This is a genomic window from Burkholderia sp. AU44665, from assembly GCF_030504405.1.
Lineage (GTDB): Bacteria > Pseudomonadota > Gammaproteobacteria > Burkholderiales > Burkholderiaceae > Burkholderia > Burkholderia semiarida.
This window is the reverse complement of sequence record NZ_JAUJRI010000023.1, coordinates 61,348-81,193: the sequence shown is the minus strand read 5'-3', so window position 1 is coordinate 81,193 and position 19,846 is coordinate 61,348. Positions and strand designations below refer to the sequence as shown.

Genomic DNA, 19,846 nt, shown 5'->3' with positions numbered 1-19,846 from the left:
CGCGCGTATCAAGCATCGCATTCGGTCTGCAAGCAGGCCCTGCAGGCCGAGATCGCTCAGGCCGGGATGATCGTCGGGCCCGCGCCCGAGCACGACGTTGACGTCTTTCCGGATCCAACGCCTTTCGTTGGCAACCGCCGCCGCGTGACGCGGGTTCTGAATTACACGTCGAGCAGCAGACGGTCGCCGCCGCCCGATTCGCGATGCGCGGGCACCGCGCAGCAGATCAGCGCTTCGTCGTCCGATACCTTGAATGCCGGCGCGACCGGATACGTCACCGCGCCTTCGACGATCCGGGTGCGGCAGGTGCCGCAACTGCCTCCCCGGCACCCGTATTCGGGCGTCAGGCCGCGCGCCTCCGCCAGCTCCAGCAGCGAGCCGCCGCCCGGTTGCCAGCGCGCTTCCTTGCCCGACTTGACGAATGCAACGGGTGTCGGCGTATCCGCCGGCGCACGCAGCGGGGCACGCGCGCCCGGATCGGCGCGACGCTCGAGCCCGGAAGGGCCGAACGACTCCGCGTGGATTCGGTCGTCTGCCACGTTCAGGTCGCGCAGCCCGTCATAGACCGCCTGCATGAAGCCCGACGGTCCGCACAGATAGAAGTCGTAGTCGTCGAACGGCAGCGTGGCGCGCAACAGGTTCGCATCGATGCGGCCGACGACGTCGAACTCGTCGCCCTCGCGCGCGCCGCTCGCGTCCGACAGGACGCGCACCACGTTCACCGCGCCGTTCGCCACCGATGCGAGCTGGGCGATCTCGTCGCTGAACGCGCGTTCCTTCACGGAGCGTGCGGCGTGAAAGAACCAGGTCTTGCGCGTGCCGCGCTTGCGCGCGCCTTCGTAGACGATGTGACGCAACATCGCCAGCATCGGCGTGATCCCGACACCGGCCGCCAGTAATACGGCGGGACGGCGCTCGAGCGCATCGATCGTGAATTGCCCGGCGGGCGCCCGGACGTCGATGCGGTCACCGACCTGCACCATGTCATGCAGATGCGACGACACGCGTCCTTCGCGCTTGACGCTGATGCGATACACGCCGTCTGACGGCGCGCTCGACAACGTATAAGTGCGGATGAGCGGAGCGCCGTTCTCCGACAGGTTCACGCGAATCGGCACGTGCTGGCCCGCCAGATGCGGCACCAATCCGGCACCGTCCTCGGGATCGAGCTGGAACGAGCGGATCAGCGTGCTCTCGTCGGTGATTTTCGCGATCCTGAACGGACGCCATGCCCGTGCCAGTTCGGCCGCTTTCAGGCGGCGCGCGGCCTCGTCCCAGCTCCCCGTCATCAGCGAGTTGGGCGACCAGCCTTCCGCCCGGAACGTCCAGCGCAACGGCAATGCGCCGGCGCGATAAACGACGCGGCGCGGCTTGAAGCGCCACAGTCGCTCCGCGCCCTGAAATGCGGCGATCTCGGGCGAATCGAGGTCGACTTCGGCTTCACCGGTCATCTGCAACACGTCGCCGGTTTCGAAGTCGGCGAACACGATGCCCGCGCGCGGATTGACCAGGAAATTGCCGAGTGTCGCGAAGAACAGGTTGCCGGCGAAATCGGGGATCGTCAGCGCGCCGTCGTCGCCGATGCGCACGAACCCCGCCTTGCCGCCGCGATGCGAAACGTCGACCTGACGTTCGGCGCCGTCGCCGACGTAGGACGCAACGAACAGCGTGTCGGCAGCCGCGATGATCGCGCGGGCGCGATCGTCGAGATGATCGCTCTGCTCAGGTGCGATTGCGGAAAACGTATCGGGTTCGCGTACGAACGCGAAATCGCGCAACTGGATGTATTGCGGGCAGTTGCCGAAGCTCTGCACGACGTCGAGATCGAATGCGCGCGTCTCGCCGCGGCGGATCACGCCGTTCAGCCGATTGCGACGCCGCGTATGCAGTTCGATGCCGAGCAGGCCGATCGCCGCGCCGTCGCGCGTGCCGCCGGCAGCCGGATCGTTCGGATCGAATACGGTGTCGATGCGCAGACGCTTGTCGTTCGGCGACTGCATGAAGCCGGGCCAGCCGAACGCGAACGTCGCCCATACGTCGCCGTCGTCCGCCACCGCACCGACGACGACGAAAGGCAACTGCGCGAAGAACGCTCGATGCTGGTCGGGCATGTGGTTCCTGACGAAGCGCCGTCCCACGCTGTCCATCTTCTGCATCACGCCTGTCTTTTCCTGCAGCTCGAGTTCGCCCCGATGCCACGGCGAGTTCGCTTCATTCGATACCGTGCTCAAGATGTGTCTCCTCGACGGAATTTGCACATGACGCATTGGGCGCGCCGGCGTCGCCCGTCGGCCTGCACGGGCGACGGGCCGACTTCGCTCACGCAGCCGCCGCGAGCCCGACCGGCGTCTTCACGAACTCGACGAAGCCAGGCAACGCTTCGATGCGGCGCAGCCACGCCGCGACGTTCGAATAGCCCGACAGATCCACGTTGCCTTCCGGCGCGCGCGCGACGTAGCTGTACAACGCGACGTCGGCGATGGTCGGCTTCGGCCCGACGATGAAGTCGCGCGCCGCGAGTTCGGCGTCGATGAGCGCGAGGATGCGATGCGCACGGGCGATCACTTCGTCGGCGTTGAACTTCGCGCCGAACACCGTGATGAGCCGCGCGGCGGCCGGGCCGAATGCGATCTCGCCGGCCGCGACGGACAACCAGCGCTGCACGGCGGCTTCCTGTACGGGCGATGGCGGGAGGAAGTCGTGGTTGCCCGACGTGCGGGCGAGATACACGAGAATGGCATTCGAATCGGCGATCACGGTGTCCCCGTCCACCAGCACCGGCACCTGACCGAAGCGGTTCAGCGCCAGAAATTCAGGCGACTTGTGCGCGCCGGCGGCCAGGTCGACTTCAATCAGTTCGTGCTCGATGCCGAGCAGCGAGATGAGCAGGCGTGCGCGGTGCGAATGACCGGAAAGCGGGTGAACGTAGAGCTTCATGACGGTGTCCTTTGGGCAGGTGCGACGAGCAGGTCTCATCGCTTGCGGTAAGTCTAGAAACTCGTCGGCTGCGGCAGAATCCCCGCTGCCGAGAATTGATCGTTCTCGTTTCCAGACGAGTCGGACGAAAGCCGGTGTGGTCGTCAAGGCGCGTGACGGGCGTGTTGGCGTTGTCTTCCGTGTCGGTCCCGAACCGGCTGGCAGGCCGGCGGGCACGTGGAGACCGAGCGGCGGTCGCGCATTGAAAGACGCCGTGTGTCAGGCGTACGGACGGAAGACATCGGGTAGCCGGGGTCGACCACGAGGCGTCGTCGACCGCGTCGTGTCTTCCGCTCGCCGCCGGAGCGTGACGGGGCCACGACAACCTGGATGGGCTGCCGACGTAGGTGTTATATTGCGCGCGCATGCGCCCCGACCGATGAACCAACACAATCAGTATCCGCGGACCGGCGCGCCATAGAAAGACAACTAGAACGGGTCCGTCGCGCCATCGGGGCAGCCTCTCCGTGACCGGCGCCAGGCCCATGGGTCTATGCACCGAGGGGATCGACATGAACCGGGTCTATCGGCTGGTCTGGAGCCGCAGCTTGCATGCTCCGCAAGTGGTATCCGAACGCACGAGGGCGTCGCACGGCGGAGTCGACACCGGCCATGGCGCCACGCCCGCGCGCCGCCGCGCCTGCCTCGTTTCGATCGGCGTGTCGCTCGGTCTGGCCGGCGCGGCCGTCCCGGGTTGGGCCGCCACGTGTTCGGCGGGCACCATTGCGAATTGCAGCGCGCCCGGCGGCGACGGCATCCCGGACCGAAGCGGCAACGGCGGCAGCGGTAACGGCGGTGGCGGGGGTTCCTCTACGTTGGGCGGAGGCTCGGCCACGGTGCAGGTCCCCGGCGGGGCCACGTCAGGCGGGACAGGCGGCACCGGTGCGACGAACGACAGCGGCCAGGGCGGCCCCGGCGGAGCGCCGGCGGTGGTGCTGGCCGGCGATGCGGTGGTCAACGCGAACGCGCAAGGCGGCGCCGGTCAGGCCTTCGATGGATTCAATTTCGCCGGCGGTGCCGGTGGCGGTGGCGCGGGCGTGTATTCGACCGGCACCAGCGTGACCGTCAACAACGGCGTGACGGTGCAGGGCGGCACCGGCGGGAATGGCGGAGCCGGCACGTCGGGGCCTGCGTCGAACGGCGGCGGTGGAGGCGGCGGGGGCGCTGCGCTCGTCATGGTGACGCCGGCGGCCGACGTGACGAACCAGGGAGCGCTCGTCGGCGGAAACGGCGGCAACGGGGGCAGTGGCGGAAACCCGGGCGGCGGCGGCGGGGGCGGCGACGGGCTGCTGACCTTGGGGCCCGGTTCGCAGGTGACCAACCTCGGAACCATCACCGGCGGTGTGGGCGGCGTCAGCGGCGGTGGCGCAAGCACGGCCGGAGCCAGCGGCGCCGGTGTCAACCTGGCCGGCGGCTTCACCGTGCTGACCAACGTCGGCACGATCGCCGGCGGCGCCGGCAACGGCGCGACCGCCGGGGCCGGCGTCATCGTCAATGGCGGCGATTTCGTCGTCAACGGCGGTACGATCTCGGGCGGCTTGTACGCGGACGGCGTGACGCGCGCGGCAGCCGTCCGGTTCAACGGCGCGAACAATACGCTGCAGTTGGTGACCGGGTCCAACATCGTCGGAAACCTCGAGGTGGCTGCTGCGGCGGCGGCCACCATCGCCGCGGGTTCCGCCGGGCTCACGCTGTCCAACCAGGTGACGCTTGGCGATGCCGCGTCCCGGGTGACCTTCAATTCCGGCGCGACCGGTCTCGTGGTTTCAGGCGTGGTATCCGGGGCGGGCAGTGTGGCCGTGAGCGGCGGCCGAACGATCACGCTGACGGGAGACAACACCTATACCGGCGGCACCACCATCAGCGCCGGCACGCTGCAGATCGGCAGCGGCGGGACTACGGGCTCGGTCGTCGGCAACATCGTCAACAATGGCACGTTGGCGTTCAACCGCAGCGACACGGTGACGTATGGCGGCACCGTCAGCGGGGCGGGCAGCCTCGTGCAGGCCGGTACCGGCACGCTCGCGATATCCGGCGCCGCCAGCTATACGGGGAGCACCGCGATCAACGGCGGCACGCTCGCGCTGATCGGCACGGGCAGCATCGCTGCTTCCAGCGGGATTGCCAACAACGGCACGTTCGACATCTCGGGGACGACCTCGGGCGCCACGATCAATGCGCTCACGGGCACGGGCACGGTCGCGTTGGGCAGCCGGACGCTGACGCTCGCCAATGCGGCCGGCACGTTCAGCGGTGTGATCGGCGGTACCGGCGGGCTTAACGTGGCGGGCGGCACGCAAACGCTGTCGGGCGCCCACGCCTTTACCGGTGCAACGTCGATCAACGCCGGCACGCTGGCATTAACCGGTTCGGGCAGCCTCGCCGCCTCCAGCGGAATCGCCAACAACGGCACGTTCGATATCTCGGGGACGACCGCCGGGGCGACGATCAATACGCTCACCGGCGCGGGCACGGTGGCGCTGGGCGGTCGCACGCTGACGCTCGCGAATGCGGCCGGCACGTTCAGCGGCGTGATCGGCGGCACCGGCGGCCTGACGGTTGCGGGCGGTACGCAGGCGCTGTCCGGTACGAACGGCTTTACCGGTGCAACGTCGATCAACGCCGGCACGCTGGCATTGACCGGTTCGGGCAGCCTGGCCGCCTCCAGCGCAATCGCCAACAACGGCACGTTCGACATCTCGGCGACCGCCGCCGGGGCGACGATCAATGCGCTGACCGGTACGGGCACGGTGGCGCTGGGCAGCCGCACGCTGACGCTGGCCAATGCGGCCGGCACGTTCGGCGGAACCATCAACGGGACGGGCGCACTGACCGTCGGCGGCGGTACGCAAACACTGTCGGCGGCGAACGCCTACACGGGCGCTACCACCGTCAATGCCGGAACGCTGGCGCTGACCGGTTCGGGCAGCATTGCGGCCTCCAGCGCGGTCGTCGACAACGGGACGTTCGATATCTCGGGGACGACCGCCGGGGCGACGATCAATGCGCTCACAGGTACGGGCACGGTCGCGCTGGGCGGTCGCACGTTGACGCTCGCCAATGCGGCCGGCACGTTCGGCGGTGTGATTGACGGCACCGGCGGGCTGATCGTGGCGGGCGGCACGCAAACGCTGTCGGGCGCGAACACGTACACCGGGGCGACGACGGTCGACGCGGGCACGCTCGCGTTGTCGGGCGCCGGCCGGCTGGCGTCGTCCACGTCGGTCACGCTCGCCGGCCAAGCGGCCGCGCTCGACCTGTCCGCGGCCGGCAGCCAGACGGTCGCGCATCTGTCCGGCGTGGCCGGCAGCCGCGTGGTGGTGGGCGGCAGCGCGCTCACGCTGGCCGACGACTCGTCGCAAACCTTCAGCGGCAGCCTCGTCGGCACCGGCGGCCTGGTCAAACGAGGCGCGGGCATGCTGACGCTGAACGGTATCAGCAACGCGTTCTCCGGAACGACGACGGTGGCGGGCGGCACGTTGGCCGTTGGCGACGCGGCGAATGCCGGTGCAGTGCTGGGGGGCAATGTCGTGGTCGATGCGCTCGGCACGTTGCGCGGCCATGGCACGGTGGCGGGCGCCGTCAGCAGCAGCGGGGTGGTCGCGCCGGGCGGTTCGATCGGAACGCTGACCGTGGGCGGCAACTACACGCAGGCGGCGGGCGGCACGCTGTCGATCGAGGTCAGCCCGACGGAAGCATCGCAATTGCGCGTGGGCGGCGCCGCGACGCTCGGCGGTTCGTTGGCCGTTCTGTTCGATCCCGGCACCTATACCGCCCGCCGCTACACCGTGCTGAGCGCGGCCAACGGCGTGACAGGCCGTTTCTCGAACGTCGGCACCAGCACGGCCGGCGCGAATCTCGGCGCGTTGCAATCGTCGGTGGACTACGGCGCCAATGCGGTCGACCTGCTGCTCGCCGAGCCGGCCGGGCCCGGCACGCCGGCCGGCCCAGGCACGCCGGCCGGCCCAACGGTCATCGCGCCGACCAGGACGTCGATCTACACGGCGCTCGGCACGACGGCCTTGCTGCAGGCGCAAGACGCCAGTTCGACGCTGCTCGGGCGTCTCGCCGGCCGGCAGGATGACGCGGCGGGTGCCAGCAACGTGTGGGCCGTGGCCAATGGTTCCAGCACCAAGGTGGGCGGCACGGGCGGTGCGCCGGGCTTCCTCACGCACGCATACGGGTTCCTGGCGGGCGCACAGGGGCGGCTCGGCGAAGCGACGGTCGGTGCGGCCGGCGGCTACACGCACACCACGCTGGCCGAAGACACGACAGGCGCATCGGGCGCCATCGACACGCTGCGCGTCGCGCTGTACGGCGCGCGGCCGATCGGCGCCGTCAACCTGTCGGCGGCGCTCGGCTACGGTCTCGATTTCCTGTCGCAGAAGCGGCCGTTCGGCAGCGTGGGTACCGCCGAAGGCGACCATCTCGGCCACGAATTCACCGCCGCCACGCAGGCCAGCCTGCCGATGGAAGCCGGCGGTTTCCGGTTCACGCCGCACATCGGGCTGCGGTATGCGTACGTGCGCGGCAGCGGCTTCGGCGAGAACGGCGCCAACGGCCAGAACCTGAACGTCGGGCCCGACAGTGCGAGAAGCCTTCAGCCTTACGCGGGCGTGTCGCTCGACAAGGCGTTCGGCGACGCCGTGCGCCCGGTCGGCGTCCAGCTTCGCGTCGGCTATGCGCACGAGGTGCTGCGCGGCAGCCGCGTCGTCCAGGTGCAGAGCCAGGACGGGACCGTGTTCGCGGCGCCGGGTACCGATCTTCCGCGCGCGTTCCTGACCACGGGCGCCAGCGTCACGCTGCAGGCCGCCAAGACGACCACGGTATCGTTCGGGCTGGATGCGACGATCGATACGAGCCACGTGTCGGCGCAGTCCGCATATGTGCGCGTCAATTCCCGGTTCTGACCGCATGGGAGCCGAGATGGCGAAACCGTGTCGTCTTTTCGAACCGGCCTTTTGGCGTTTGCGCCGGAGCGCGTCGAATCGGGTTCGAGGGGCCGGAGCGGGAAGCCTCGCCGAGATTGGCTCACATCACGAGTACGATCCAGATTTAAACGATTTGTGATCACTCTCCGCCGCAAAATTTTGCACAATGACGGCAGCGCGGCCTTTCGCCGGGCGGCGACCCGGGCGACCGAGCGCCGCCCGGCAACCGCCCGACAACCCTCACCGAGCGTCGCGCCGACGTGCCGCCGCCCACCGCCATGGACCAACCGAAACGCATCCTGATCGTCGAGGACGACGCCGACATCGCCGACGTGCTGAGCCTGCACCTGCGCGACGAGCGCTACGAGGTCGTGCACAGCGCGGACGGCGCCGAAGGGCTGCGCCTGCTCGAACAGGGCAACTGGGACGCGCTGATCCTCGACCTGATGCTGCCGGGCGTCGACGGCCTCGAAATCTGCCGGCGCGCGCGGGCGATGACGCGCTACACGCCGATCATCATCACGAGCGCGCGCTCGAGCGAGGTGCACCGGATCCTCGGCCTCGAACTCGGCGCCGACGACTACCTCGCGAAGCCGTTCTCGGTGCTCGAACTCGTCGCGCGCGTGAAGGCGCTGCTGCGGCGCGTCGATGCGCTCGCACGCGATTCGCGGATCGACGCGGGCACGCTCGACGTCGCCGGGCTGGCGATCGACCCGATCGCGCGCGAGGCGAGCGTCGACGGCGTGCGCATCGACCTCACGCCGCGCGAATTCGACCTGCTGTATTTCTTCGCGCGGCACCCGGGCAAGGTGTTTTCGCGGATGGACCTGCTCAATGCGGTGTGGGGCTACCAGCACGAAGGCTACGAACACACGGTCAATACCCACATCAACCGGCTGCGCGCGAAGATCGAGGCCGATCCGGCCGAGCCCGTGCGAATCCTCACCGTCTGGGGCCGCGGCTACAAGCTCGCCGCGCCGGGGCAGCGGGACGCATGATGAAACTCACGCTCACGCGGCGGCTGTCGCTCGTGTTCTCGATCCTGCTGCTCGCGTGCTCGGGCGCGTCGGCGTGGCTGCAGATCCGCGCGAACGACATGCGCGAGAAGGAAGTCGTGCAGGCGCTGTCGCGCGATCTGGCCGCCAACATCGCGGGCAGCGCGCCGCTGATGGACGCGAACGGGCTGCGCCCCGACGCCGTGCGCACGCTGTTCGGCCAGTTGATGGGCGTGAACCCGAGCGTCGAGGTATACCTGCTCGACAACGCGGGGCGCATCAAGGGCGACGACGCGCCGCCGGGCCACGTGAAGCGCGACCGCGTCGATCTCGCGCCCGTGCAGCGCTTCATCGCGGGCCAGCCGCTGCCGATTCTCGGCGACGACCCGCGCAGCCCGGACGCGCGCAAGGTGTTCAGCGCCGCGCCGCTGCAGCGCGCGGGGCAGCCGCCGTCGGGCTACATCTACGTGGTGTTGCTCGGCGAGGCGCATGACCGGCTCGCCGCGCGCGTCGACGCCGGCAACGTGCTGCGCACGACGCTGTGGTCGATGGCGATCGTCGCGCTGCTCGGCCTGCTCGCGGGCCTCGTCGCCTTCAGCTTCATCACGCGCCCGCTGCGCCGGCTGACGGCCGCGATGCGCGGTTTCGACGCGAGCGGCGCGCCCGGCGCGCCAGCCATGCCCGCCATGCCCGATACGCAGCCGCCGGTGCTGCGCTTGCCGCCGGGCCGTCGCGGCGACGACATCGCGGTGCTCGAATCCGCGTTCGCGCAGATGGCCGACCGGATCGGCGAACAGTGGCGCGCATTGACGCGCCAGGACCAGCAGCGGCGCGAACTGATCACGAACATCTCGCACGACCTGCGCACGCCGCTCACGTCGCTGCATGGCTATCTGGAGACGCTGTCGCTGAAGGCCGACACGCTGGCCGAGCCCGAACGGCGGCGCTACCTGTCGATCGCGCTCGCGCAGAGCGCGAAGGTCGGGCGGCTCGCGCAGGCGTTGTTCGAGCTCGCGCGGCTCGAATCGGGCGGCGTGCAGGCCGAGCGCGAGCCGTTCTCGCTCGTCGATCTCGTGCAGGACGTGTTCCAGAAGTTCGAGCTGACCGCGCAATCGCGCGGCGTCGCGTTGCATGCGCGGATCCCGCCGCGCGTGCCGGTCGTGTCGGCCGATCTCGGGATGATCGAGCGCGTGCTGACCAACCTGCTCGACAACGCGCTGCGGCACACGCCTTCGCAGGGCGAGGTCGAGATTGCGCTCGAGCCTCGGGAAGACCGTGTGGTCGTGACGGTGTCGGATACCGGGGAAGGGATTCCGGCGGCGCGGCGCGAAGGGCTGTTCCAGCGGCCGCAGCGGCCGATCAGCGGCGGCACGGCGACGAGCGGCGGGCTCGGGCTGTTGATCGTGCACCGGATGCTGGCGCTCAACGGCAGCAGCATCCGGCTCGTCGACCGGGCCGGGCACGGCGCGGTGTTCGAGTTTGCGCTGGCGGTCGCGTCGCCGGCCGCGGGCGACGCGCGCTGACCGCCGGCGGCGGCGTTACCCGCCGCGCTTGCGCCGCACGTCGGTCGGCGTCGTGCCGGTCCAGCGCTTGAACGCGTGGCGGAATCCCACCGCATCGCTGAAGCCGAGCGTCAACGCGATGTCCTCGATGCTGAGCGTGGTCGTGCCGAGGTAGTCGATCGCGAGCGCCTTGCGCACGCTCGTCAGTAGCTCGCTGTACGACGTGCCTTCGGCTTCGAGCTTGCGGCGCAGCGTGCGCGAGGTCATGCAGAGGATTTCGGCGATCGCGTCGATGTCCGGGAATTGTCCCGGCGTGCGGGTGAGCTCCTCGTATACGCGTCGCGTGATGCCGGACTGGCTGCGTAATTCGTCGAGCAACCGGGCGCAGTGCGACGACATCTGCGCGGCGGTGATCGGGTTCGCGAGCTGCGGCGCGCGCGCGAGCCATGCCGCCGGATAGCTGAGCACGTGATGCGGCTGGTCGAACGCGATCGGGCATTCGAGCGCGTCGGCCAGCAGCGCCGCGTGCGGCGGCCGCGGCTGCGCGAACTGCGCGCGCGCCGGCACGCACCATCCGCCCATCACGTCCTTGATGACCGTCACGTGCAGCGCGAACTGCATGTCGATCAGGAAACGGTACAGCGGCGCGTCGAGATCGGGCAGCGTGACCTCGTGCCGGGCCGGAAACAGCCACGACGCGGTGTCGCCCTGTTCGACCCAGCGGATCGGCAGCATGCCGTTCGCGAGCCGGTGATACTTGACGGCCGAATCGAACGCGCGCGCGAGCGATTCCGAGCACAGCATCGCGTAGCCGTACATCCCGTAGCTCGACGCGTGCAGCCGGCGGCCGACGCGCACGCCGAGGTCGGTGCCACCGTACCGGTTGACCGCATTGCGCGCGGCCGTCAGGAACTGCAGCGGCGACGTGAGCGTGAACGGATCCGCGACGTCGGCCGGCGTGAGCCCGGTGCCGGCGAGCACCGTGGCCGGATCGAGGCCGGCGTGCGCGGCCACGTCGACCAGCACGGCCAGCTTGGCCGGCGTGAAGCGCTGCGCGCGCAACGCGTGGGCGGCCTCGGCGTCGGGCAGCCGGGCGGGACGGGCGTCGGTCGGTTTCAACAGCGCGCTGCGCGGCATGGCGGGATCCTGCGTCCGAATCGCTATCGTTGACGGTCCGCAATTCTGCTCGGGAACGGTCCCGTCCGCCACAGGGTTCACCCTGATGCGGCGATGGAAAAGGCCGGCCGGACGGGTGTTCGCGGTGTGAGTGGCGCAGGCGCGTGCGTTCGCGTGTCCGTTTCGATCATGTTTTCGGCCGCGCGGATCATTTGCAACGCGCATCGCGCGGGCGATAGTCGCCGGTCAGGCGGCGGCCCGCGTCCTTTCGGCGTGCAGGCCGCCGTGAGAGCGGTACGCACGCTGGCGTGCCGCGCCCAGAGGAGTGAGACATGACGAAGAGACACTGGATCGGGTCGTATGGCTCGATCCCCGCCGAGATCGACGCCGATCGCCATCCTTCCGTAAGCGCGCTGCTGGACGACGCGATGCGCCGCTTCGCCGATCGTCCGGCGTTCCATGCATTCGGCCGCACGCTCACCTATGCCGACGTCGAGCACCTGTCGACCGCGCTGGCCGCATATCTGCAGCAGGTCGTCGGCGTGCGCAAGGGCGACCGCGTGGCCGTGATGCTGCCCAACGTGCTCGCGTTCCCGGTCGTGTTCGTCGCCGTCGCGAAGATCGGCGCGGTGCAGGTCAACGTGAATCCGCACTACACCGCGCGCGAGCTCGAGCATCAGCTCGACGACGCCGGGGTCGAGGTGGCGATCGTCTGCGGCGGGTCGATGGGCACGTTCGCGGACGTGGTCGGCCGCACGCGCGTGCGCATCGTGCTGAGCGTGGGCCGGGAGGATCTCGGCGTCGTCGATGCGCCGGCCGGCACGTGCGACACGCTGCCGCCCGGCTCGACCGCGCTCGCGCATGCCATCGCCGCGGGCGAATCGCTCGCGTGCGAGCCGGTTGCGCTGAGCGGCGCGGACCTGTTGCTGCTGCAATACACGGGCGGCACGACCGGCCTGTCGAAGGGCGCGGCGCTGTCGCATCGCAACCTCGCCGCGAACATCGCGCAGTTCGCGGCGATCGTGCCGGATGCGCGCCGGCCGGGCGAAGAAGTCGTCGTCACGGCAATCCCGCTGTATCACATCTTCGCGCTGACGGTGAACTTCCTGTCCTACTTCGCGATCGGCGCGCAGAACTGGCTCGTCGCGAACCCGCGCGACATGGACGGGTTCATCGACGTGCTGAAGGCCGCGCGGCCGACGGTGTTCGTCGGCGTGAACACGCTGTACGCGGGGCTCGCCGGCCATCCGCGCCTGAAGGAGGTCGACTGGTCGCGGCTGAAGCTGTCGGCCGGCGGCGGCGCGGCGGTGATCGACGTGATCTCGTCGCGCTGGAAGGCGGTGACGGGCAATTTCATCCGCGAGGGCTACGGGCTGTCGGAAACGTCGCCGGTCGTGTCGTTCAACCCGCAGTCGATCGACCGCTTCACGGGCACCACGGGCGTGCCGCTGCCGTCGACCGACGTGAAGCTGCTCGACGACCAGGATCGCGAGGTGGCGATCGGCGAAGCGGGCGAGATCTGCGTGAAGGGGCCGCAGGTGATGAGCGGCTACTGGCGGAAGCCGGACGCGAACGCGGCCGCGTTCACCGCGGACGGCTATTACCGCACCGGCGACGTCGGCGTGTTCGACGCGGCGGGCTTCCTGCGGATCGTCGATCGCAAGAAGGACATGATCATCGTGTCGGGCTTCAACGTGTATCCGAACGAGATCGAGGCGGTCGCGACCGCGCTGCCGGGCGTCGCCGAATGCGCGTGCATCGGCGTGCCGGACCCGCGCACGGGCGAGGCCGTCAAGCTGTTCGTGGTGTGCGCGCCGGACGCCGACGTGACGGAGGCGCAGCTCGTCGCGCACTGCCGCGCGAGCCTGGCCGCGTACAAGGTGCCGAAGCTGGTGCGCTTCGTCGACCGTTTGCCGAAGTCGACGGTCGGCAAGATCCTGCGCCGGGAACTCAGCCGCACCGACTGATGGCGGCCACGCGCCACGCGGCTGCGGCCGCGGCGGCCCGGCACGGCCCGGTGCGCGTCCAACCCCGAAGGTCGCGCGCGGGCCGCTCAAGTACAATGCGGTCGGTTCGATCGACGGGGACGCGATGACCGGCTCAGATTCACTTTCCGCCCGGCCCGGGCGTGCGCTGCCGTCGCCGAGCGCGACGGTGCCGATCTCGCTCGTCAACGGCTTTCTCGCGAGCGCGGGCGCGCGGCGCGACGTGGTCGAGCGCTACCTGCGCGGCGCCGGCATTCCGATCGAGCTGCTCGGCGAGCCGCATGCGCGCGTGACGGAGGAGCAGTTCTCGACGCTGTACCGCACGCTCGCGATCGACCTCGACGACGAGATGCCCGGCATCTTCTCGCGTCCGCTGCGCGGCGGCACGCTGAAGTACCTGTGCCTGAGCCTGCTCGATGCGCGCAACCTCGAAACGGCGCTGCATCGTTTCGGGCAATTCTTCCATATCCTGCTCGACGACTTCTTCGTCGAATCGAAGCGCGACGAGCTCGTCGCGCAGGTGCTGCTGCGCCCGAACGACGCCATCGGCCCGATCGGCGCGCTCGGCCAGGAGCTGATGCTCAAGCTCGTGCACGGCGTGTGCTCCTGGCTGATCGGGCAGAAGATTCCGCTGCTGCAGATCGAGTTCGCGTGCCCGCGGCCGCGCCATGCGGTCGACCACCTGTACTTCTTCACCGGCGCCGTGCAGTTCGACTGCGCGCGTACGCTGATGCGCTTCAGCGCCGATTACCTCGACGCGCCGATCCGCCAGAGCAAGCGCAACCTGCGCAAGTTCCTCGCGCGCGCGCCCGGCGACTGGATCTTCGAATCGTTCAGCGAACAGCTCGTGTGCCATCGCGTGCGGCAGTACCTGTCGGCGGCGCTGCCCGACCTGCCCGCGATCGACCAGGCGGCCGAGCACCTGCATTGTTCGGTGCGCACGCTGAGCCGTCATCTGGCCGCCGAAGGGACGACGTTCCAGGTACTGAAGGACGAGCTGCGGCGCGATATCGCGATCCAGCGGCTGACCGACACGCCCGACACGATCGCGGCGATCGGCGCCGATATCGGCTTCGACGATCCGAGCGCGTTTCATCGCGCGTTCCGGCACTGGACGGGCAGTACGCCGGGGACGTATCGGCGCCGGGCGTGACGCGGGCGCGGCGCCGGGTGTCACCGATTCGCGGGGCCGCGGATGGAATCCCATAACCGGACACCTTGGCGGTTTTCATGGCCGGTTCTTCAGAGGACACTCCCATAACCGGCTCCCTTTGCCGCGCCGAGCCGGGCGGCCGCGCGTGCGCGTAGCCGTTTTTTTGGCGCGCTTCACCGCAATCGCCGATACGGGCGGATCGGGCGCCGACGCCCGCGCGACGGGCTTCTCCGCCGGGCGGCAGGGTCGCCGCCGGTGCGCGGCGTGGCCGATTTTGTCACCATGTGGGCCGGATATGACAATGAAAATCCGGCCCCCCGGCGTTAGGATGGCCCATCACGTCGCCCGGTTCTGGCCGGTTCTGCCGTATCGGACCCCGTGGCGCCCCCAATTCACCGCCTGATTGGAACATCGACCATGAGCTATAACGCCCCCGTCAAGGACATGCTGTTCGTGCTGAAGGAACTCGCGGGCATCGACGCCGTCGCGCAGTTGCCGGGTTTCGAGGATGCGGGTTACGACACGGCGCAGGCCGTGCTCGACGAGTCCGCGAAATTCTGCGGCGAGGTGCTGGCGCCGCTGAACGTCGAAGGCGATCGCAATCCGAGCAGCTGGAAGGACGGCGTCGTGACCGCGACGCCGGGCTTCGGCGAAGCGTTCCGCCAGTTCGTCGAGGGCGGCTGGCAGGGGCTGCAGCATCCGGCCGAATACGACGGCCAGGGGCTGCCGAAGCTGATCGCGACGCCGTGCATCGAGATGCTGAACGCATCGAACCTGTCGTTCGCGCTGTGCCCGCTGCTCACCGACGGCGCGATCGAGGCGCTGCTGACGGCCGGCACCGACGCGCAGAAGCAGCGCTACGTGCCGAAGCTGATCTCCGGAGAATGGACGGGCACGATGAACCTGACCGAGCCGCAGGCGGGCTCCGACCTCGCGCTGGTGCGCTCGCGCGCGGAGCCGCAGGGCGACGGCACGTACAAGGTGTTCGGCACGAAGATCTTCATCACGTGGGGCGAGCACGACATGGCGGACAACATCGTCCATCTGGTGCTGGCGCGCACGCCGAATGCGCCGGAAGGCGTGAAGGGCATTTCGCTGTTCATCGTGCCGAAGTTCCTGGTCAACGACGACGGATCGCTCGGTGCGCGCAACGACGTGCACTGCGTGTCGATCGAGCACAAGCTCGGGATCAAGGCGAGCCCGACGGCGGTGCTGCAATACGGCGATCACGGCGGCGCGATCGGCTATCTGGTGGGCGAGGAGAACCGCGGCCTCGAATACATGTTCATCATGATGAACGCGGCGCGCTTCGGGGTCGGGATGCAGGGGATCGGCGTGGCCGATCGCGCGTATCAGAAGGCGGCCGCATTCGCGAAGGAACGCGTGCAGAGCCGCCCGGTGGATGGCTCGGCGAAGCAGTCGGTGACGATCATCCATCACCCGGACGTGCGCCGGATGCTGGGCACGATGCGTGCGCTGACCGAAGGCGCGCGGGCGCTGGCCTATGTGGCCGCCGCGCACAGCGACATTGCCCACCGCCATGCGGACGACGCGACGCGCGCGCGTCATCAGGCGATCTACGAATATCTGGTGCCGGTCGTGAAGGGCTGGAGCACGGAGATGGTGAACGACGTGGCGAGCCTCGGCGTGCAGGTGCATGGCGGGATGGGCTTCATCGAGGAAACCGGCGCCGCGCAGTACTACCGCGATGCGCGGATCCTGGCGATCTACGAAGGCACGACCGCGATCCAGGCGAACGACCTCGTCGGCCGCAAGACGCTGCGCGACGGCGGCGCGGTCGCGAAGGCGCTGATCGCGGAGATCGGCGAGACCGTCGCGGCGCTCGGCAAGATCGACGGCGCGGCGGCCGCGTCGATGAAGGCGCAACTGGAGAAGGGCGCGCGCGCGTTGTCGGCGGTGGTCGACTACGTGCTCGCGAACGCGAAGCAGGACCCGAACGCGGTGTTCGCGGGCAGCGTGCCGTATCTGAAGCTCGCGGGCGTCGTGCTGTGCGGCTGGCAGATGGCGCGTGCGCTGCTGGCCGCGCACGCGAACCGTGCGAGCGACACGGCGTTCTTCGACGCGAAGATCGCGATCGCGCAATGCTATGCGGAGCACGTGCTCGTGCAGGCGGGTGCGCTCGAAGCGTCGATCGTCGGCGCGAAGGGCAACGAGAGCGTGCTCGCGTTGACGGAAGACCAGTTCTGACCGCTGACGGTCGGGACGCAGCAGGAGACAGGATTTTGACCACACAGGACTTGCTCGCGCAATACGGCCCGCGCGAATCGATGGAATACGACGTCGTGATCGTCGGCGGCGGCCCCGCCGGGCTGTCGGCGGCGATCCGGCTCAAGCAGCTGGCCGCCGAGAAAGGCGCCGAGATCGGCGTGTGCGTGCTCGAGAAAGGTTCCGAGATCGGCGCGCACATCCTGTCGGGCGCGGTGATGGACCCGCGCGCGATCACCGAGCTGTTTCCCGACTGGAAAGAACGCGGCGCGCCGCTCGACGTCGAGGTGACGGAAGACCGTTTCCTGTTCCTGTCCGAGAAGAGCGCGGTCACGACGCCGAACTGGGCGCTGCCCGACAACTTCAAGAATCACGGCAACTACGTGATCTCGCTGGGCAACGTCACGCGCTGGCTCGGCCAGCAGGCCGAGGCGCTGGGCGTCGAGATCTTCCCGGGCTTCCCCGCCGCGGAGATCCTCTACAACGACGACGGTTCGGTCAAAGGCGTCGCCACCGGCAACATGGGCGTGGGCAAGGACGGCGAGCCGACCGAGAACTTCCAGCTCGGCATGGAGCTGCACGCGAAGTACACGCTGTTCGCCGAAGGCTGCCGCGGCCACCTCGGCCGTCAGTTGATCGCGAAGTTCAAGCTCGACGCGAACGCGGATCCGCAGGCGTACGGGATCGGCATCAAGGAACTGTGGGAAATCGATCCGGCCAAGCACAAGCCGGGCCTCGTGATCCACACGGCCGGCTGGCCGCTGAAGTCCGATACGTACGGCGGCTCGTTCCTGTATCACATGGACAACAACCAGGTCGTGGTCGGCTTCGTGGTGGGCCTCGGCTACACGAACCCGTACCTGTCGCCGTTCGAGGAATTCCAGCGCTACAAGACGCATCCGTCGATCCGCGCGTTCCTCGAAGGCGGCAAGCGCGTGTCGTACGGCGCGCGCGCGATCACGGCGGGCGGCCTGCTGTCGCTGCCGAAGACGGTGTTCCCGGGCGGCGCGCTGATCGGCGACGACGCGGGCTTTTTGAACGCATCGCGGATCAAGGGCAGCCATGCGGCGATCAAGACCGGGATGCTGGCGGCCGATGCGGCATTCGACGCGGTGCAGGCCGGGCGTCAGTCGGACGAGCTCAACGCGTACCCGGACGCGTTCAAGCAATCGTGGCTGTACACGGAGCTGTACCGCGCGCGCAACTTCAAGCAGTGGATGGCCAAGGGCCTGTATCTGGGCACGCTGATGGTCGGGATCGAGCAGAAGGTGATGGGCGGCAACGTGCCGTGGACGCTGCATCACCAGCACGCGGACCACGAGATGCTGAAGCCGGCGTCGCAGTGCGAGCCGATCGAATATCCGAAGCCGGACGGCAAGCTGACGTTCGATCGCCTCTCGTCGGTGTTCATCTCGAACACGAACCACGAGGAAAACCAGCCGGCGCACCTGACGCTGAAGGACGCGAGCGTGCCGGTGAACGTGAACCTGCGTACGTACGCAGGGCCGGAGGCGCGTTTCTGCCCGGCGGCGGTGTACGAGTTCGTGAAGAACGAAGACGGCGGCGATCGGCTCGTGATCAACGCGCAGAACTGCGTGCACTGCAAGACCTGCGACATCAAGGACCCGACGCAGAACATCGTGTGGGTCACGCCCGAAGGCGGCGGCGGGCCGAATTACCCGAACATGTAACGCAAACGCATCCCCGCGCCCGCGGGCGCGAACGAACCGGAGTGAGACGATGAGCAATGCAGCGAAGGAAGTCGTGGTGGTGAGCGGTGTCCGTACCGCGATCGGCGATTTCGGCGGGAGCCTGAAGGATTTCTCGCCGACCGACCTCGGCGCGAAGGTGGTTGCCGAAGTGCTGTCGCGCGCGAACGTGCCCGGCGATGCGGTCGGCCATGTCGTATTCGGCCACGTCGTGAACACCGAGCCGAAGGACATGTATCTCGCGCGCGTCGCGGCGATCAACGGCGGCGTCGCGCAGCACACGCCGGCGCTGACCGTGAACCGCCTGTGCGGCTCCGGCCTGCAGGCGATCGTATCGGCCGCGCAGACGATCATGCTCGGCGACGCCGACGTCGCGATCGGCGGCGGCTCGGAAAGCATGAGCCGCGCGCCGTACACCGTGCCGGCCGCGCGCTTCGGCCAGCGCATGGGCGACGCGAAGCTCGTCGACATGATGCTCGGCGCGCTGCACGATCCGTTCCAGACGATCCACATGGGCGTGACGGCCGAGAACGTCGCGAGGAAATACGACATCTCGCGTGAAGCGCAGGACGCGCTGGCGCTCGAATCGCATCGTCGCGCGGCGCGCGCGATCGCGGAAGGCCGCTTCAAGGACCAGATCCTGCCGATCTCGATCCGCACGAAGAAGGGCGAGGTCGCGTTCGACACCGACGAACACGTGCGTCACGACGCGAGCGCTGACGATTTCACGAAGCTCAAGCCGGTGTTCGCGAAGGAGAACGGTACCGTGACGGCCGGCAACGCGTCGGGCATCAACGATGCGGCCGCCGCCGTGCTGATGATGAGCGCGGACGCCGCGCGCGCGCAGGGCGTGAAGCCGCTCGCCCGCCTCGTCGCGTATGCGCACGCGGGCGTCGATCCGGCGTACATGGGTATCGGCCCGGTGCCGGCCACGCAGAAGGCGCTCGAACGCGCCGGCCTGAAGATCACCGATCTCGACGTGATCGAAGCGAACGAGGCGTTCGCCGCGCAGGCGTGCGCGGTCACGCAGGAACTCGGCCTCGATCCGGCCAAGGTCAACCCGAACGGCTCGGGCATCTCGCTCGGTCACCCGATCGGCGCGACCGGCGCGCTGATCACGGTGAAGGCGCTGTACGAGCTGAAGCGCATCGGCGGGCGTTACGCGCTCGTGACGATGTGTATCGGCGGCGGCCAGGGGATTGCGGCGATCTTCGAGAACATCTGATAATCGACCGCCCAGCCTCCGAATACAC

11 protein-coding genes are annotated in these 19,846 nt (G+C 69.0%); 8 read left to right on the top strand and 3 right to left on the bottom strand.

Features of this window, described 5'->3' with window-relative positions:
• Positions 1-161 precede the first annotated feature (161 nt).
• Both QZM15_RS28960 and QZM15_RS28955 read right to left on the bottom strand, forming a co-directional pair.
• On the bottom strand, positions 162-2,231 hold the full coding sequence (locus QZM15_RS28960; RefSeq protein WP_302107760.1) for a pyridoxamine 5'-phosphate oxidase family protein: 2,070 nt from the start codon (positions 2,229-2,231) through the stop codon (positions 162-164).
• An 88-nt stretch (positions 2,232-2,319) separates the two neighbouring features.
• Entirely contained in the window at positions 2,320-2,937 is a 618-nt protein-coding gene (locus tag QZM15_RS28955) for a glutathione S-transferase family protein (RefSeq protein ID WP_104013530.1), read from the bottom strand.
• A gap of 551 nt (positions 2,938-3,488) precedes the next feature.
• Here QZM15_RS28955 and QZM15_RS28950 point away from each other — a divergent pair.
• The 3 genes from QZM15_RS28950 to QZM15_RS28940 all read left to right on the top strand — a co-directional run bounded on the left by QZM15_RS28950 (position 3,489) and on the right by QZM15_RS28940 (position 10,425).
• Complete coding sequence (locus tag QZM15_RS28950; protein ID WP_302107759.1) at positions 3,489-7,886, top strand: autotransporter domain-containing protein; 4,398 nt, start codon at positions 3,489-3,491, stop codon at positions 7,884-7,886.
• Positions 7,887-8,185: 299 nt separating this feature from the next.
• Positions 8,186-8,905 carry a response regulator transcription factor gene (locus QZM15_RS28945; RefSeq protein ID WP_059578940.1) on the top strand — a complete coding sequence of 240 codons (720 nt, stop codon included), beginning with the start codon at positions 8,186-8,188 and terminating at the stop codon, positions 8,903-8,905.
• Entirely contained in the window at positions 8,905-10,425 is a 1,521-nt protein-coding gene (locus QZM15_RS28940; RefSeq protein ID WP_060315351.1) for a HAMP domain-containing sensor histidine kinase, read from the top strand. The genes QZM15_RS28945 and QZM15_RS28940 overlap by 1 nt, the downstream gene beginning before the upstream one ends.
• 15 nt (positions 10,426-10,440) lie before the next feature.
• Here QZM15_RS28940 and QZM15_RS28935 read toward each other — a convergent pair whose 3' ends face one another.
• Positions 10,441-11,541: an AraC family transcriptional regulator gene (locus QZM15_RS28935; protein ID WP_226226146.1), complete on the bottom strand. Its 1,101-nt coding sequence runs from the start codon at positions 11,539-11,541 to the stop codon at positions 10,441-10,443.
• 311 nt (positions 11,542-11,852) lie between these two features.
• Between QZM15_RS28935 and QZM15_RS28930 the strand changes: the two genes are divergently transcribed.
• From QZM15_RS28930 to bktB, 5 genes are all read left to right on the top strand, one after another.
• Positions 11,853-13,487 (top strand): AMP-binding protein, encoded by a 1,635-nt coding sequence (locus QZM15_RS28930; protein WP_302107758.1) that lies wholly within the window; start codon positions 11,853-11,855, stop codon positions 13,485-13,487.
• Between the two features lie 109 nt (positions 13,488-13,596).
• Positions 13,597-14,658: an AraC family transcriptional regulator gene (locus tag QZM15_RS28925; protein ID WP_081059078.1), complete on the top strand. Its 1,062-nt coding sequence runs from the start codon at positions 13,597-13,599 to the stop codon at positions 14,656-14,658.
• A 417-nt stretch (positions 14,659-15,075) separates the two neighbouring features.
• Positions 15,076-16,866 carry an acyl-CoA dehydrogenase gene (locus tag QZM15_RS28920; RefSeq protein ID WP_226226143.1) on the top strand — a complete coding sequence of 597 codons (1,791 nt, stop codon included), beginning with the start codon at positions 15,076-15,078 and terminating at the stop codon, positions 16,864-16,866.
• A gap of 35 nt (positions 16,867-16,901) precedes the next feature.
• A complete protein-coding gene (locus QZM15_RS28915) occupies positions 16,902-18,575 on the top strand; it encodes an electron transfer flavoprotein-ubiquinone oxidoreductase (RefSeq protein WP_302107757.1) in 1,674 nt (557 codons plus the stop codon).
• Positions 18,576-18,624: 49 nt separating this feature from the next.
• Complete coding sequence (gene bktB, locus QZM15_RS28910; RefSeq protein ID WP_124864150.1) at positions 18,625-19,818, top strand: beta-ketothiolase BktB; 1,194 nt, start codon at positions 18,625-18,627, stop codon at positions 19,816-19,818.
• Positions 19,819-19,846 lie beyond the last annotated feature (28 nt).

Coding starts and splice junctions, on each gene's coding strand:
- QZM15_RS28940 (WP_060315351.1), top strand. CDS start 8,905: ATGAAACTCACGCTCACGCGGCGGCTGTCGCTCGTGTTCTCGATCCTG.
- QZM15_RS28920 (WP_226226143.1), top strand. CDS start 15,076: ATGAGCTATAACGCCCCCGTCAAGGACATGCTGTTCGTGCTGAAGGAA.
- QZM15_RS28945 (WP_059578940.1), top strand. CDS start 8,186: ATGGACCAACCGAAACGCATCCTGATCGTCGAGGACGACGCCGACATC.
- QZM15_RS28955 (WP_104013530.1), bottom strand. CDS start 2,937: ATGAAGCTCTACGTTCACCCGCTTTCCGGTCATTCGCACCGCGCACGC.
- QZM15_RS28950 (WP_302107759.1), top strand. CDS start 3,489: ATGAACCGGGTCTATCGGCTGGTCTGGAGCCGCAGCTTGCATGCTCCG.
- QZM15_RS28930 (WP_302107758.1), top strand. CDS start 11,853: ATGACGAAGAGACACTGGATCGGGTCGTATGGCTCGATCCCCGCCGAG.
- bktB (WP_124864150.1), top strand. CDS start 18,625: ATGAGCAATGCAGCGAAGGAAGTCGTGGTGGTGAGCGGTGTCCGTACC.
- QZM15_RS28935 (WP_226226146.1), bottom strand. CDS start 11,541: ATGCCGCGCAGCGCGCTGTTGAAACCGACCGACGCCCGTCCCGCCCGG.